Below are 16,549 nucleotides of genomic sequence, written 5' to 3' on the forward strand. Positions count from 1 at the left end.
TTATCCGCAACTTTCCACCTTTATAAACAATCCACCCCATTTCTTTTTTCAAAAGCAAATTTCGATCCGTTATCAATCCTATTAAGGGAAATAGGAGGAACATCCATGATCAGTAAAGTAACTAGTATTGGTTTAAAAGGCTTAGAAGGCTATAAGGTGAGTGTAGAAGTAAGGTCCATGCAGGGGACAAAGGCATTTGTTACTGTCGGATTGCCTGATGCTTCACTGAAAGAATCAAAAGAGCGGATTACGGCAGCACTTCACTCCATGGGCTATCCCCTTCTGAATCAGAGAATTATCATTAACTTGTCGCCATCCGAGTTAAAAAAGACAGGTCCTCTTTATGATCTTTCAATGGCTCTTGGGATTCTCATGAGCATGAATGAAATCACCTGTCAATGTCCCGAATCAACTGCTTTCTTGGGTGCATTGTCCTTGGATGGCCACTTACAAACAGTGGAGGGAATGCTTCCAGCTGTGTTGGCAGCCAAGAAGATAGGAATCAGGAAAATCTACATGCCTGTTGATCCTGAACTGCCGCCTCTGAAAATAGAAGACTTAGAAATCGTATACGTGTCCTCTTTGCGGGATGTTATCGGGCATCTCTCGGGCAAAAGCATCCTACCGATTGTTCCAAAGGGATATGAAAAGAAGGAGGATCCTTTCACACCCATCAATTTCAACCAGATTATCGGACACTCTCATGCAAAGCATGCACTGGAAATTGCAGCGGCAGGTGAACATCACCTCTTTATGATAGGTCCACCTGGCTGTGGGAAGAGTATGCTGGCAGAAAGCTTTCCATCCATTCTTCCTAAACTGACCAAAGAAGCTCAATTTGAAGTCATGAGTTTGTACCAGCTTAGCACAAGTATAAATCGTTATTCTTCAAGCCCCCCATACCGTCACCCTCATCATTCAGCTTCCGGAGTATCCATCATTGGAGGTGGCCAACATCCAAAACCCGGCGAGATCTCTTTAGCTCATAGAGGCGTCCTCTTCCTTGATGAAATAGCGGAGTTCTCGAAGAAAACGTTGGAAATGCTAAGACAGCCCCTCGAAAGCGGTAAGGTCACGATCTCCAGAGTGCACTCCACCGTCACCTACCCTGCAGGTTTCATCATGATAGGTGCCATGAATCCTTGCCCCTGCGGTTATATGGGTTCACTGACTCACTACTGTACATGTACTCCAAAACAAATTGTCGCCTATCAGAACAGGCTGTCAGGACCTATTCGAGACAGGTTTGACCTGTTTCTTAACCTGTCTCCAGTGAATCTGCAAGACTATAAACAAAATCATCATGAATCTTCCCACATAGTTCAACAGCGCGTGGATAGTGCACGGGACCGGCAGTATGAAAGATACGAAGAAGAGATATGTAACGGAAGAGTCCATTATCAAAGGTTAATGAAGGGGAGCCCCTCCCTTGAAGAACATCTTTCTTTTTTATACAAACTTTCCTCAAAATACTCCTGGAGCAATCGAACGCAGATAAAGATTATTCGCCTTGCCAGAACCATTGCCGATTTGAATGACTCCCACCATGTCAAAGAACAACATATTTGGGAAGCGGTTAAGCTGCATAGACGACCTAGTGTTCGAAACACACCTCTTCTCGCGCGGTAGTTGAACTTTACCTTTCGGTGGCAAAAGTTTAAAAAAGCTTTATATATTTGAGGTTGGCTGATAGCAGAGATACTTTCTAATAGCCAACCTCTTTCACGCTAATCAGAATAAGGGAACGAACACTCAGTCCCGCAACCGCACCAATATCCCATCCCTCTTATCACTCACCTTCACCACCGCAGTCTTCACCTTCCCCTGAACCTCAAGCCCGGTTCCTTCGGGGATGAAGTAATGTTCGATTCCATACGTGACCTGGGCACTGTTTCCCCACGAGCTTGTCACTTTTCCATTTAAGAGCACGTCCCCGGGCTTCTTTTCATATGGCGCATTCCATTTTCCATTAAACTTATAAACTCCTGTATATTCATGGATGCCCTGTGGGTTTTTACGTAATACAATCGTGACGGGCCCGTTGTCATCGATGGAGGTATCCTCGAGTTGTGAAATACTGTAGTTCAATTCCACATAATCACCCTGAAGGAGGGACCTCGGATCGACTGGTTGAAGTTCCAGGATGACCGTTTCCCCGTTTTGCAATAGCGTTTCGTTGGAATACACCTGATACCCGATCCATCCACCCTGAAGACAAATGATAAAGAGGATACCGGGCGTTTTCCCTGCAAGGATCGAGTGCGATTTCTGTTCAAAGCCAGCTTTCCTATCCAGGTAGCCAGCCACCAGTAAAAAGACGGTGCCCAACACGGCAAAGAGCACGGATTTATGAACGAGCCTCCAGGCTAGATCATAATACAATTGGATGATCAGCATGAACCAGAATACAAGGGATGAAACCCAATAAATCTGAAGACCCTGCTTTTTGAAAACATACACGCATAAGGTTGCCATCAGAAAAAACAGAGTGCAATAACCAATATGAAGACTAAACGATAAATCGATCGTCGTTAACGAGAAAAGGGCTATGAATCCACTGAGAAACGATCCATACTGAAGGACCTGTATATTTTTCAACGCAAGATAAGCGACCACATTTATGAACACCATCACCAGAAGAAGGGCATGAACACCCAGTTCCACCGTTTGCCCTAAGAAGATAGCTGTATTCAATTGAAACAGCAGGTAAAAGATAAATCTTGCAACAGTCCGTTTTTCAAAGTGAAACAGGAAGGCGAAAACAAAGAACATCACAAACGAAAATTCATCAAACATACTTGCTATCATCCCAATGACGATGCCGGTCATCATAAGCGAATACTTTACCGGAGACGGCCAGCCCGTTATCGTACTCGGAATGACGAGGAATACAGTCGCCAAAACAAATAGAGTGATCATGGAGACATCCACCATGAACAATGAAAGCAGACCGAAAACAGACGCTACAATGAAAACAGAAGCGATGGTCGTGACACTCGCCACGAAGATCGTCTTTGTCCAATGACGGGAAGCGGAATGCTTTCGTAAGTAGTTCACAAGGAAAACACTTCCCACTAATAACAAAATGGCGGCCAGTAAGAGACCGACGAAGAACAGACTGGACACGTATCTTGCCATCAACTCGAACATTTTAATGATGATAAAGCCCGTTCCGAACATCGATAGAATGATAAAGATGGATGTTTCCTTATTAAAATACCGGTAAACCCCGACTCCGAGGATGCCAATATAAAACAGGGTAAAGAAAACGGAATACTCGTTATCAAAAGCCGTGACGATAAGGAGAAGATTGGCTGAGACAAGACTCAGGTAAAACAACGTTTTTGAATGGATATATCCCTTTTTGATGATGAAAAATATGATCATATTCGCGATGCTGACTCCGAATGCAATCCACGTATGGGCGAGGGTCCAGTGCCCGAACGGTGTGGATGGGAACAGATAAAAGTAAATCGTCAAATGGATGAGGATGTGGGTTAATGCGTAAAATCCGCCATATCGTGTATACAAGCTGAACAGCAAGGCGGGAATGGACCAGACAAGAAACAATAAATAGCTGTCCGCATGGGAATTGTACAGCTGTCCGAGCAACCCAACGGAAAGGCCAAAGGATATCACCCCGCTGACCAACAGCCAATTGGAAAGGAAATGGGCTCCCTTCAAAACACGGTCCAACAGAAAAGCGGCTCCATAGAACAATACAATCAAAGCCCCCGCTAAAGACACTTTCTCAAGCCTCGAAAACATTTGCCAGTTAGAAGCGAAAAAATAAAGTGCACTGGTTAAAATGAAGACAACTCCGAATAAGTAGGTAAGTGACACCATTTTTTTCATAAAACTCACCTCTTTCATAAGATCCCTCCTTCTATTATATGATAGCGCAAGAGAGTATAGGCTTATATATGGAGGAGCAAGAGGGTTCTACTGAACAAGCACAATAAGTAAAAAATCCCCCAATAGTCATATAGCCACCCACAACCCAACTATTGTAAAATAAAAAAGACAGACAATTGCAAGCGTTTGCATTAGTTCGAAATAACTACCCCGGGAGGCACCTCACATTTTTTTAACCGATTGTGCAAACGTTTCCACAATATCATCACGAGCACTTTTTATTATTCTACTTATCCAATTAAGGGGGAAAACATGAATGAGAAACAAGACTAAGCGTCACGTCTCAATGATTATGACATTGATGATGCTGATCAGTCTGTGGTCACCATTCGCTCCGGCGGCTTCTGCCGTTGCCGCCGGAAATGAGACGGAGACAGCAGCGGATTCCGGTGACCGCACGGTACGCTTCACGTATGAGCGTGAAGATGAAACGTACGACGGCTGGAACATATGGGCATGGAATACAGGGGTGAAGGATGATCAAATCAACTTCGACTCATATGAAAACGGAGTGGCGGTAGCGAACATCGCTGTCGCACCTGAAACGGAGCAGTTCGGATTTATCCTTCGAAGTACCGAGGATTGGGATACTGCGGAGAAGGAATTCGGCGATCGTTCCATCAAGGTGAACAAGAATGACACCCTCACAAAGGCCTACATAACAAGCGGTGTCGAGGAGATCCGCATCGTACCGGACGGTTCCGCACCGGTCATCGATCAAGGGAATGCGACATTCTACTATCGTGACAAGGACCTTTTTAAAAATGATCAAATGGATAAGATTGAGAAAGTCGAATTGAAGTACAACGGGGAAACGAAGGAAATGACGTATGAGCCAAAGAATGAGCGTTTTGTTCTGCCATACGATAACATTCCTAACGGGAAAAATGAGTACAGTTTTTTAGTCACAAAAGATGGTGTGACGACGGAAGTGAGCGATCCTTACAATACGGTGGACGGCAAATCGGTTCTTGATTTCCAGAAGGCCGATCTGATAGTGGCGGGTTCTGTGGCTCCTGCAGCTGTGGACTATAATGAAAACGCCGTCTTGAATGTTGACATCGAAGGATTGACAGATGGTTTAAAAATTCAAAAAATCACAGCTGATGTTTCTTCATTAGGCGGATCGGAGAAACTCGAAATCGATCCGTCACTAAATGAGGTGACGCTTTCTGTAGATGATGACATTACGGCAGGAACGAAGACGATTCCTTTAACAGCAGTGGACTCTTACGGAAACATCTATAAAGGAAGCACTGAAATCGAAGTGAAAGCAAGGCAGTCTGTCGGTGATTCCGACCTTGATTGGGATGAATCGATCATTTATTTCATGCTGACGGACCGATTCTTCAACGGGGATACAGCGAATGATAATCCGTACAATCTGAATTATGATAAAAGTAAGCGTGGAACGTATCAGGGCGGAGACTTTAAAGGGATCACGGAAAAACTCGATTACCTTGATAAGCTCGGCGTGAACACGATCTGGATCAGTCCGGTTGTGGAGAATGTGAAGTATGATGTGCGACAGGGGGAAGAGGGGGAGCCTTATTTCGGCTACCACGGCTACTGGGCGAGCAACTTCGGCGAGCTCAATCCTCACTTCGGAAGCATGGACGACTTCCATAACCTGATCGATGAGGCCCATGACCGCGGGATCAAGATCATGGTGGATGTCGTGTTGAATCACACCGGTTATGGGTTGAAGGAAATCGACGGCGATCTGCCTGAAGATCAGCGTCCTGCCGGGTATCCGACTGACGCCGAACGTGAAAAGTACAGCGATATCCTTCGTCAGGGCAATGTTGGCACAGACGAAGTGGTTGGTGAACTGGCCGGGCTTCCCGACGTGATGACAGAAAATCCTGAAGTGCGCCAGCAGATCATCGACTGGCAGACCGACTGGATCGAGAAAGCGAAAACGGATAAGGGTAATACAATCGACTATTTCCGTGTCGATACCGTAAAGCATGTGGAAGACGCCACATGGATGGCTTTCAAAAACGCCATCACGGAAAAAATGCCGAAGCACAAAATGATCGGTGAAGCCTGGGGCGCAAGTGCTGACAATGACTATGGCTACCTTGATACGGGGATGATGGATTCCCTCCTCGACTTCGGATTCAAGGATATCGCCCGTGAGTTTGTGGACGGCAATCTGAAAGCGGCCAATGATAAGCTGACGGCCCGAAACGGGAAGATCGATAACACGGCCACGCTGGGACAATTCCTGGGAAGCCATGATGAAGACGGATTCCTGTATTCACTCGGTGGGGACAAAGGCAAGCTGAAGCTTGCTGCATCCCTGCAGGCGACGTCGAAAGGGCAGCCGGTCATTTATTATGGTGAGGAGCTGGGACAGAGCGGAGCGAATAACTATCCTCAGTATGATAACCGCTATGACCTGGACTGGGATGATGTAGAGAATAATGATGTGCTGGACCACTATACAAAGATCCTGAACTTCAGGGGGGCCCATTCGGATGTATTCGCGAAGGGTGAAAGACATACAGTCGGCGGTTCGAACAACGACCAGTTCCTACTCTTCTCCCGTGACTATGAAGACGACTCCGTATACGTCGGGTTAAACGTGGCGGACGAAGCGAAAGAGATCACGTTGACGGTTGATTCTCCTGATGCGGACGTGACAAATGCTTATTCTGGAGAAACCTATATTACAACTGAATCGGGTAAAGTAACACTGACCCTTCCTTCTAAAGCAGACGGAGGTACGGCACTGCTGACCGTTGAAGGAGGAAACATCACAGGTGCTGCAGCAGGAGGAGGAGAAGATCCAGAAGCGGAACCTGTTCCTGAAAACAACATCCGCATCCATTATAACCGTACGGATGGCAACTACGAAAACTTCGGTGCATGGCTGTGGAATGATGTCGCATCCCCATCGGCTAACTGGCCGACAGGAGCGACGATGTTTGAGAAAACGGACAGTTACGGGGCATACATTGATGTGCCGCTTGCTGAAGGGGCAAAAAACATCGGATTCCTCGTCATGGATATAACGAAAGGCGATGCGGGTAAAGACAGCGGAGACAAGACCTTCTCCATCACAAATCCTGACGTGAATGAAATCTGGATCGAACAGGGATCGGATAAGGTGTATACGTACGAGCCGGTTGATCTGCCGGAAAACACGGTGCGCATCCGCTATGACCGTGAAGACGGGAATTATGAAAACTTCGGTCTATGGACGTGGGGAGATGTGAAATCTCCTACAGCAGACTGGCCGACAGGCGCTCTGGATTTTTCAAAAAAGGATCGATATGGCGCGTATGTAGACGTTGAATTGAATGAAGATGCCAAGCAGATCGGCTTCCTTGTATTGAATGAGGCAACCGGTGAGAAGGACGGAGGAGATAAAACCTTCAACCTGCTTGATAAGTATGATCAACTTTGGGTTAAGCAGGGCGAAGATACCGTCTACATTTCCCCACATGGAGATGTGGCGACGGGACTCGTTTCATCTGAAGTCATTTCGGATGACACGATCCGCCTGAACTTTACGATGACGGATGGATTGACGGAAGACGCATTGCTTTTAGGCTTAGCCATCAAAGATAGCGATGGCTCCGATGTGAAAGTAAACAGCGCCAAGGTCACGGGAGACAAAACAGTGGAAGTGAAAGCTGACTTCGGGTTGGATAAACTGCCACTCTCCATCACCTACTCGGGGAGGACCGTTTCTGCAGAAGCCGGATGGCGACTGCTTGATAACAAGTATGCTTACGATGGGGATGACCTTGGTGCCACATACAAAAAAGGAAATGCCACGTTAAAACTGTGGGCACCGAAAGCAAGTAAAGTGGTGGCGAATTTCTATGATAAAAAAGATGCTGCAACGAAGATCGGCAGCGTGGAATTAACTCTTGGTGAACAAGGCGTCTGGTTGGCAGACGTAAAAGCGAAAGAGTTAAAAGTGAAGGATTTGAAAGGGTTCTACTATCAATACGAAGTCACTAATGACGGTGTAACGAAAAAAGTACTCGATCCGTACGCCAAATCCATGGCAGCCTTCACCGTCAACACAGAGGGTGAAGCAGGCCCTGACGGCGATAACGTCGGAAAAGCGGCGATCGTCGACTTGAAGGGGACGGACCCTAAGAACTTCACTCATGCCTCCATCGATGGTTATGAAAAACGGGAGGATGCGGTCATCTATGAGATCCATGTCCGTGACTTCACGTCCGACCCGTCCATCGAGAAGGATTTGAAAAAGGAAAGATGGGGCACGTATGACGCCTTCATCAAAAAGCTTGATTACATCAAATCAATGGGTGTGACCCACGTCCAGCTGCTTCCGATCATGGCCTGGTATTACGGTGATGAAACGAAGATGGGTGAACGGGAGCTTGAGTATTCTGCGGGAGGCAACGAGTACAACTGGGGCTATGATCCTCACAGCTACTTCTCCCCGGACGGTGCGTATTCGGAGGATCCCACCGATCCACAGCTGCGCATCGAAGAAACGAAGCGATTGATTGATGCGATTCATGATAAAGGCATGGGAGTCGTCCTCGACGTCGTCTACACCCATATGGCCAAAACGAGCACACTGAACGATATCGTGCCGAACTATTATGCGTTCCAGGATGAGCAGGGGAACTTCCTCGGAGGCTTCGGGAATAACCTCGCCACCAACCATGTGATGGCTGAGAAGCTGATGGTGGATTCCGTGAAATACTGGTTCGACGAATACAAAATCGACGGCATGCGCTTCGATATGATGGGGGACGCAAGCTATCCTGCGATCCAGAAAGCATATGACGCAGCAGCTGAAATCAACCCGGACGCCCTGTTCATAGGGGAAGGCTGGAGAACATTCGCCGGTCAACTTTCGGATCCTTCATTAAAAGGAATGGGAGCCGACCAGGACTGGATGGATAAAACCGACGACGTGGGCGTGTTCTCGGACGAAATCCGTAATGAGTTAAAATCGGGATTCGGTTCAGAAGGTGAGCCGCGCTTCTTAACTGGCGGCGCACGTGATATCAATACCATTTTCAACAACATCAAAGGCCAGCCGGGTAACACTGCTGACGATGATCCTGGCGATATGGTCCAATACATCGCAGCCCATGATAATCTGCCGCTGTACGATGTGATTGCCCAATCGATCAAGAAAGATCCGGCCATACCGGAGAACAACCTGGAAATCCATAAACGGATCAGACTCGGCAACTCCATGATCCTGACATCCCAGGGAACGGCTTTCCTTCACGCCGGCCAGGAATACGGGCGGACCAAGCAGTGGATGGGCGAAGGCGTACCGGAACAGAAATATCATGAATTAGAGGACGAAAATGGAGACCCATTCGGTTACTTCATCCACGACTCATACGATTCATCCGACGCCATCAACATGTTTGACTGGGAAAAAGCAACGAACAAGAAGAAATACAAAATCAACACAACCACAAGGGAATACACAGAAGGATTGATCAAGCTGAGAAGATCCACCAATGCGTTCCGACTCGGCGACAAAGAACTGGTCGATCAAAATGTTTCCCTGATGGATATCCCTGAAATCGCTGATACGGACCTACTGCTTGCGTATAAAAACGTATCGACGGATGATACGGGTGACTATTATGTATTTGTAAATGCGGATGACGAAGCAAGGACGCTGTCTATCGGAGACTATGACTTCTCGAAAGGAAAAGTGGTCGTGGATAACGATGAAGCGGGGACACATCCTGTTTCAAAGAAATCAGGCTTCAGCATGAGCGACGACACATTGACCCTGGATCCTTTGACTACTGTTGTGATCAAAGTGGATGAGAAAGGGAAAGGGAAAAAGAAAAAGAAACATTGATAGAATCATGGAATCCCAACCTTATTCGTAGGGTTGGGATTTTTTTTGCGGAAATTTAAACAAACGTTTGAATAGCTTGTCTTTTCGCATGAATACTAGCTTAATAATAATTAAACAAACGTTTGTTTAATTTCTTTATTGAGAACAAATAAAAATCGTTATAGAGAATATTGTGGTATGATAGGATATAGCCATCATAAATAACGAATAGGAGAATCGATTGATGAGGTACCTGCTGCTTTATATCTTACTCCTCAACCTCGTAGACGCATTCGTCACGATGTATGGTTTGCACTTTCATTATATATCAGAATCCAATCCCCTCATGCATACCCTTTATCTCACGGCCCCTTGGTTGTTTCTACTGTTGAAGGTCGGTCTCTCGTTCGTTTTGCTGTTCCTTCTTTTTCATCTTAAAACGGATAAACGGTCGTCAAGAGTGTTGCTTCTCGTGTCAGTCTTTGCGGCAGTGTCCTACAGCTGTGTTTTTCTCATGCATGGGTACTGGCTGTTGGAGGTAGCAGGTGGACTTGCTTGAGAATGGACAAAAATAAAAGAGGCCGTTTCAGCCCCTTTTCCAATTACTTCAATTTAATCTGCACCGGTTTGCTTTCCTGAGTGTGGATGGTCTTCGGAGTGTGGTTTTGCGATGCTGCTCTTTTCACGGAGCTTGTCACACTCTGGATCATGTCCCCGACATCATGTGCACTTTCCACCAACGGATCAACGGCTTTCATCTTTCCTTTTACATCAACAGAAATCTGGTTGGCGGTATGAATCAGTTCTTCTGCTTCCTCAGTAATGCCGTTTACGGCGTTCCTCGTGTCAGACAGCGTCTTTTTCGTTTCGTCCAGCGTGTTCATGACTCGTCTTAATGTCAAAATCAAATAAGCAACGAGAATCGTAAATGCAACGGCTGCGATAGCCGCGCTCCACTCAAGCATTGAGACCAGCTCCCTTCCTTTACATTAAGTCTATGAAAAAGGAAATTCAGACATTCCCTCCCAGAGTGAGGTATGATGAATAAATAACTAGAAAGAGGGAGCGAAAAAGATGCTTTCATCCTTGCGTGCAATCGCCGAGCTTAAATCAGGAAATACACTCATACTGCGGGAACATACGTGGCTCAAATACCTTTCTCTTACGAAAGAGAAGAATGTGAACCTTGAGCAAGTCGAATCGCTTGAACAGATGGCACAAAATCCGGTCCTGGAATACGTAGAAAGAACACTCCAAGTACTGGACGGGTTAGGTCTGCCCCAAGAAGAGAAAGGGTTAGTGGAAGAAGTCCTCATGTGGAGCGAAACGGCTAAGTGCGGCCTTCCCCATCAACGGAGAGAGTGGCTTGATCGTGGCTTTCACCTCGCCATTCATAATATTGGGTCGGCCCAAATTTATGCCTCGGAAATGGAAAAACTACCTGAATCAAAACGTAATCGTGAGCGGGAGGAGCTGCTATACGTGCTGATCCTGACACACGGTCTCGCCGGTCAATACATACGGGGTGAAGTCAGGTACTCATCCATGAAGCCTCTGATAAAAGTGGCCACACCAGAAATGTTTCACCTTCTGTATACACTGAATCAATGTATTGTAGCGGGAGTACCCCCTGAGATTTGGAGTTCGGTTCAAAAGGAAATGGAAGAAGTGAACCGCTGGATTTGTGACGGGGAAATGTCCAAAGAGCAAACGTTTCAAGAAAGACTTCGAAGGCTGCGGAATCTTGCTTCATTGCGTGGGGAAAACTTGGACGCTGTATACGATGAATGGCTGAGTTCCAATCCCTGTGCAGAAAAGCTTCTGGTACGTTTTTTTAAGAAAACGGATATGTGGTATGTAGAAGCGTCCCTTACGGATTTTACATTTGAAGAATTTATCAAGATCTTTCTGCTCATTGAAAGACAGGTACGGGAGGGTGCCTTGGAACAGCTTTCCTTTGAGCCCATGATGAAGGAACTGTATTACGACTATAAAGGCCGAAAGACCGTCAATGTCTATAAAAAAAGAATCATAGAATCATATCTTGACGAGTGCACAATTGAAGAAATCGTCCATGGGAAACATCCAGCAAATGAGCATGTGCAGTTGAGGGCAGTGCCCTTTCATGAACAGGAAGAAATGGCGAGTGTCGGGTTTTCTTTTTCACGGGCAGGGGAGAAGCTGATTGAATTCTGCCAGGAAGCTGAAAAATCACCTCTTTATGATCGGGCCATCGTCCTGTTATATGACCTGTTCAACTTCAGGAAGGATGCTTACGACAGGCTGAACAATGAACAAACCTACCTAAGTGATATGAACAGCTCGCAGGACTTCAAGAAAAAGATTTCAGATTACGCTGTAGGAAAGACAATGGTTGATATCGGTCCGGGGGGTGGGGTCATGCTGGACCTGTTGACCCGTCACCACCCCGGGGCCACCGTCATCGGAATTGACATTGCCGTCAATGTGGTGGAGGAACTGAAACGGAAGAAGCAAAGGGAAAGTGCCCCTTGGGAAGTCATGCAGGGGGATGCCCTAAAGCTTGAAAACTACATCGGGGAGGCAGGGGCCGACACGATCGTATTCTCGTCGATCCTCCATGAGATGTTCTCCTACATCCCGTACGAAGGTGAAAAGTTCAATCATGGGGTCATTGCCCAAACCTTAAAGAGTTCCCTTAAAGCTCTCAGGCCAAAAGGAAGGATCATCATCCGGGACGGCATCATGACAGAGCCAGTGGAAGAGAAACGGATCATTCGCTTTAAAGACGCACACGGCCTTTCCTTCTTCAAGAGGTACGTCGGGGACTTCAAGGGGAGGTCGATCACTTATCGTTCAGCGGGAGACGATGCCGTCCTTCTCAAAGTAAACGATGCGATGGAATTTCTCTATACGTATACGTGGGGAGAAGAAGCTTACCCCCATGAAGTACAGGAACAATTCGGATATTTCACCCCATCTGCCTTTCGGGAATTTATCCAGGCGACGCTCGGGGACCAGGCGGAAATCCTGAAATTTGAACATTATCTGCAAGAAGGATATGAAGAACATTTAGAACAGAAAATCGAGCTTACCGATGAAACCGGAAAACCCGTTCGTCTTCCGGATAGTACGTGTTTTATTGTGATTGGAAAAATAATCTAACTCGGGACATGCGCCGGGTAGTATTTCATGTTGGGGTGATGTAACGATTTTCTAATTTTTAAGAGGTTACATCTAAATATTTCTAATTAAATGTATAACGTAATTACGTTTTTGATTTATCGATGGATTCTAGGGATAAGAGAGTTAATGATCACATATATTATTCTTAAATAGTCCATATGTAAAACAGCATAGCAAGAACATGAATAGAACATTAGAAGGCTTACTGGATTTTTACAGTAAGCCTTCTAAAAACAATTGTATTCAATTAGAACGATTGTTTTCATCTTGATTTAAAAATAAATTCACCATAAATACAAATGTAGGAAAAACAAAAGAAAATAAGGGTACATTTGACTCTGCCAATTGGAAAGTAATCGTCAAAAACAGTAAACCATCACTCACAGAGAAGCTATTCGAATTTTTCTTAATACCAAAAAGGATGAAGTTGATATAGAGAATAACTGCAATTATTCCATTCAGGTGTAATAGGCTTATAAATGTATTATGTGCTTTAAATCCTTCAAATCTAGGAATACCAATAGTATCTGGCCCCCAACTGCCCACCCCACAAATAAAAGTGAAAATATCCTTCGATGCGCTTTTCATATAAGCGGACCACAATACGTCGCGGTATGATAATATCGATGTAAAAACGGTTGAATGTATATAAGTCGGAATTGACACCAATATCAATCCAAAGATGATTAATGAAAAAAACATTAATCTAGGTTTTTTCACTTTGATCTGCATAAACATGAACAAAGGCAGTAACACGAAAGCAATCAAGGTTGTCTTTGCATCAGAGATAAATAATAATACTGAACCAATAGTGAAAGTCATAATCCTAATGCGCCATTGCTTATAAGTAATAAAAAAATTAATTAGGAAAGGAGCAAGTAAGAAACCAATTGTATTTTCATTTAGTATCTCATTGGGGCGAATTATTCCAAATAGGGTTAGCCCTAAAAAAAGTATTCCAACAGCGAATGCTACCAGGTAAAAACGAAATAAAACCGATAAAATAATAGCACGATTTATATTAATTATAATTAGTAGAGTACTAAAAAAGATGACCAACATATCTAAACTATTTGAAAGCTTCCCTATATTATGCTTTTCTGGGAAAAACAAAACTAGACAGAAGTTGAAGATAGTAACTAGTAAAATAAATAAACTATACCAGTAAGTTCGGATCACAATATGTTTTTTTTGAAAGGAAAAGATGTAAAAAAGAATGAAGAAAACTAAAAATAATACCGATTGAATTGTTGGTATCAAGTCGGAAATAGTGGGTGAGTATCTACTCGAATACTGTAAAAAAACAATAAGTGAGAGTATAAGGGCCAATAACCATTTTTTAGTGTTGTTACTAGTAATTATATTCATGTGAAATAAATACCTCGCAATAGAATGTCTTTTTCCATAGTATACAAGTGAGTTCTATTAAGCAATATGAATGACTGAAATATGATTTGAAAATAGATTCCTATTCTACTTAGGTTAATAACAGTCTGTCCATCTCACGCATACCCGGAACAAATGTTTACAATCCTTAACATGGTTTTAAAGTTATGTTTACACTATTTTGCTATTCTAAGCATGCGGAAGTAAAAATTGATAATGTGGAGGGATTTCTATGTTACGCAATTTTAAAAGAGAATGGCATAAGTTTTGGTTCTTCAGTTTTAACTATAAACTTGAGTCGACTAGTGATATGAGCCAATTCAACAAAATTCGTGAAAAATCCAAATATCATGGGGACAAACTTATGCAGCTCTTGTAGCTGTTTTTTTATTGAACGAGTATATATTAGGTCCCGTATAGCCGAAATTGCTTACCTAACGGATAGAGAAGTTATCGATTAGTAGAGTCAATCTATTTTTATTTGAAGGTTGTGCTTTTTTCTATTGATTAGTCGTTTGAAGATGTGGTATATTCTTCTTCGGCTTACTAAAATGTTTTGACGAGCATTTGAAAGAATATTCTTTTTTCGTGAATCAGAAGTTGACTTCTGCGAAATCGGATGATATAGTAATACATGTCCTTTAGAGGACTTACAAATTATACGGCCCATTGGTCAAGCGGTTAAGACACCGCCCTTTCACGGCGGTAACACGGGTTCGAATCCCGTATGGGTCACCAATTTTTTAATAAACAAATAATATCTCATTAATATGGAGGATTAGCTCAGCTGGGAGAGCATCTGCCTTACAAGCAGAGGGTCGGCGGTTCGATCCCGTCATCCTCCACCAAAGATTTTTGCGCCAGCAAAATATCTTTCCTTGAACTGCTTCGATGAATTACTTTCGTTTAGCGGTAATTAATAGAAGATTATACACGCCGGTGTAGCTCAACTGGTAGAGCAACTGACTTGTAATCAGTAGGTTGGGGGTTCAAGTCCTCTTGCCGGCACCATTTGGTTTTCTCATTATATGATGAGCCATTAGCTCAGTTGGTAGAGCATCTGACTTTTAATCAGAGGGTCGAAGGTTCGAATCCTTCATGGCTCACCAAAGATTTTTGCGATAGCAAAATATCTCACCATATGAGTGATAACTCATATTCATGCGGGTGTGGCGGAATTGGCAGACGCACCAGACTTAGGATCTGGCGCCGCAAGGCGTGGGGGTTCAAGTCCCTTCACCCGCACCAATACTAGCGCGGAAGTAGTTCAGTGGTAGAACACCACCTTGCCAAGGTGGGGGTCGCGGGTTCGAATCCCGTCTTCCGCTCCAAACAAGCCGGGGTGGCGGAACTGGCAGACGCACAGGACTTAAAATCCTGCGGTAGGTGACTACCGTACCGGTTCGATTCCGGTCCTCGGCACCAAAGTTTTTTGCGAAAGCAAAATAACTATCATTAATTTGCGCTAGCAAAATATCTATCCTTACGTTACTTATTGAAAAAACTAGAATTCATTTTGCGCCCGTAGCTCAATTGGATAGAGTGTTTGACTACGGATCAAAAGGTTAGGGGTTCGACTCCTCTCGGGCGCGCCATATATCGGGAAGTAGCTCAGCTTGGTAGAGCACTTGGTTTGGGACCAAGGGGTCGCAGGTTCGAATCCTGTCTTCCCGACCACTTCTTTTGGGGCCTTAGCTCAGCTGGGAGAGCGCCTGCTTTGCACGCAGGAGGTCAGCGGTTCGATCCCGCTAGGCTCCACCAAGTTTTTTTACGGGAGTAAAATAAACTTCATTGGTTTCACGGAAAACCAAGAGCATATTAGATTCGTGGCGGTGTAGCTCAGCTGGCTAGAGCGTACGGTTCATACCCGTGAGGTCGGGGGTTCGATCCCCTCCGCCGCTATTACTTAATACATAACGTACGATTTATAAGGACCCTTAGCTCAGTTGGTTAGAGCAGACGGCTCATAACCGTCCGGTCGTAGGTTCGAGTCCTACAGGGTCCATTATACGGAGGAATACCCAAGTCCGGCTGAAGGGATCGGTCTTGAAAACCGACAGGGGTGTAACAGCCCGCGGGGGTTCGAATCCCCCTTCCTCCTCCATAATCTCTTTAGAATAAAACATTGTTATCGTCGCGGGGTGGAGCAGTTCGGTAGCTCGTCGGGCTCATAACCCGAAGGTCGCAGGTTCAAATCCTGTCCCCGCAATACCATTTTTGACTTGTTTTATAAAAGGTTATCGTTAATCTTTCATGAGTCACGTATGGATAGTC

Annotated in this window: 7 protein-coding genes and 14 tRNA genes; 18 read left to right on the forward strand and 3 right to left on the reverse strand. The window is 44.8% G+C overall.

The annotated features are described in order from the left end of the window. Positions 1 to 105 precede the first annotated feature (105 nt). The gene (locus ACSQ2E_RS02145) at positions 106 to 1,629 is read left to right on the forward strand and encodes a YifB family Mg chelatase-like AAA ATPase (RefSeq protein WP_435989156.1); all 1,524 of its coding nucleotides are present in this window, start codon (positions 106 to 108) and stop codon (positions 1,627 to 1,629) included. A 123-nt stretch (positions 1,630 to 1,752) separates the two neighbouring features. Here the strand turns inward: ACSQ2E_RS02145 and ACSQ2E_RS02150 are convergent, their stop codons facing one another. Continuing rightward, entirely contained in the window at positions 1,753 to 3,873 is a 2,121-nt protein-coding gene (locus tag ACSQ2E_RS02150) for a GDYXXLXY domain-containing protein (RefSeq protein ID WP_435989157.1), read from the reverse strand. 298 nt (positions 3,874 to 4,171) lie between these two features. Between ACSQ2E_RS02150 and ACSQ2E_RS02155 the strand changes: the two genes are divergently transcribed. Together ACSQ2E_RS02155 and ACSQ2E_RS02160 are read left to right on the forward strand one after the other, a co-directional pair. After that, positions 4,172 to 9,745 carry a pullulanase gene (locus tag ACSQ2E_RS02155; RefSeq protein ID WP_435989158.1) on the forward strand — a complete coding sequence of 1,858 codons (5,574 nt, stop codon included), beginning with the start codon at positions 4,172 to 4,174 and terminating at the stop codon, positions 9,743 to 9,745. Positions 9,746 to 9,968: 223 nt separating this feature from the next. Next, positions 9,969 to 10,283: a DUF5658 family protein gene (locus ACSQ2E_RS02160; protein WP_435989159.1), complete on the forward strand. Its 315-nt coding sequence runs from the start codon at positions 9,969 to 9,971 to the stop codon at positions 10,281 to 10,283. Positions 10,284 to 10,326: 43 nt separating this feature from the next. On the opposite strand, the gene ACSQ2E_RS02165 is transcribed toward ACSQ2E_RS02160, so the two are convergent. Then, positions 10,327 to 10,689, reverse strand: a complete 363-nt coding sequence (locus ACSQ2E_RS02165) for a DUF948 domain-containing protein (RefSeq protein WP_435989160.1) — start codon at positions 10,687 to 10,689, stop codon at positions 10,327 to 10,329. 109 nt (positions 10,690 to 10,798) lie between these two features. Between ACSQ2E_RS02165 and ACSQ2E_RS02170 the strand changes: the two genes are divergently transcribed. After that, a complete protein-coding gene (locus ACSQ2E_RS02170; RefSeq protein WP_435989161.1) occupies positions 10,799 to 12,868 on the forward strand; it encodes a class I SAM-dependent methyltransferase in 2,070 nt (689 codons plus the stop codon). Between the two features lie 264 nt (positions 12,869 to 13,132). Here ACSQ2E_RS02170 and ACSQ2E_RS02175 read toward each other — a convergent pair whose 3' ends face one another. Continuing rightward, the gene (locus ACSQ2E_RS02175; protein WP_435989162.1) at positions 13,133 to 13,951 is read right to left on the reverse strand and encodes a hypothetical protein; all 819 of its coding nucleotides are present in this window, start codon (positions 13,949 to 13,951) and stop codon (positions 13,133 to 13,135) included. A 987-nt stretch (positions 13,952 to 14,938) separates the two neighbouring features. Between ACSQ2E_RS02175 and ACSQ2E_RS02180 the strand changes: the two genes are divergently transcribed. The 14 genes from ACSQ2E_RS02180 (at position 14,939) to ACSQ2E_RS02245 (ending at position 16,484) form a co-directional block, all read left to right on the forward strand. Then, positions 14,939 to 15,013, forward strand: a tRNA-Glu gene (locus ACSQ2E_RS02180). 34 nt (positions 15,014 to 15,047) lie between these two features. Further along, a tRNA-Val gene (locus ACSQ2E_RS02185) sits at positions 15,048 to 15,123 on the forward strand. A gap of 87 nt (positions 15,124 to 15,210) precedes the next feature. After that, a tRNA-Thr gene (locus ACSQ2E_RS02190) sits at positions 15,211 to 15,286 on the forward strand. A gap of 22 nt (positions 15,287 to 15,308) precedes the next feature. Beyond that, positions 15,309 to 15,384: transfer RNA gene (locus tag ACSQ2E_RS02195), tRNA-Lys, on the forward strand. 54 nt (positions 15,385 to 15,438) lie between these two features. Continuing rightward, positions 15,439 to 15,523 (forward strand) — tRNA-Leu (locus ACSQ2E_RS02200). 8 nt (positions 15,524 to 15,531) lie between these two features. Then, positions 15,532 to 15,606 (forward strand) — tRNA-Gly (locus tag ACSQ2E_RS02205). 5 nt (positions 15,607 to 15,611) lie between these two features. Then, a tRNA-Leu gene (locus tag ACSQ2E_RS02210) sits at positions 15,612 to 15,700 on the forward strand. Between the two features lie 93 nt (positions 15,701 to 15,793). Continuing rightward, positions 15,794 to 15,870 (forward strand) — tRNA-Arg (locus tag ACSQ2E_RS02215). Between the two features lie 5 nt (positions 15,871 to 15,875). Then, positions 15,876 to 15,952 (forward strand) — tRNA-Pro (locus ACSQ2E_RS02220). Positions 15,953 to 15,960: 8 nt separating this feature from the next. Next, positions 15,961 to 16,036 (forward strand) — tRNA-Ala (locus ACSQ2E_RS02225). Between the two features lie 67 nt (positions 16,037 to 16,103). Beyond that, positions 16,104 to 16,177 (forward strand) — tRNA-Met (locus tag ACSQ2E_RS02230). A gap of 29 nt (positions 16,178 to 16,206) precedes the next feature. Next, a tRNA-Ile gene (locus ACSQ2E_RS02235) sits at positions 16,207 to 16,280 on the forward strand. 6 nt (positions 16,281 to 16,286) lie between these two features. Then, a tRNA-Ser gene (locus ACSQ2E_RS02240) sits at positions 16,287 to 16,379 on the forward strand. Positions 16,380 to 16,410: 31 nt separating this feature from the next. Then, a tRNA-Met gene (locus ACSQ2E_RS02245) sits at positions 16,411 to 16,484 on the forward strand. The last annotated feature ends 65 nt before the right edge of the window (positions 16,485 to 16,549 follow it).

Origin of the sequence: Rossellomorea sp. LjRoot5, from assembly GCF_964253455.1 — a bacterium.
In the GTDB taxonomy this organism is placed as follows: Bacteria; Bacillota; Bacilli; order Bacillales; family Bacillaceae_B; genus Rossellomorea.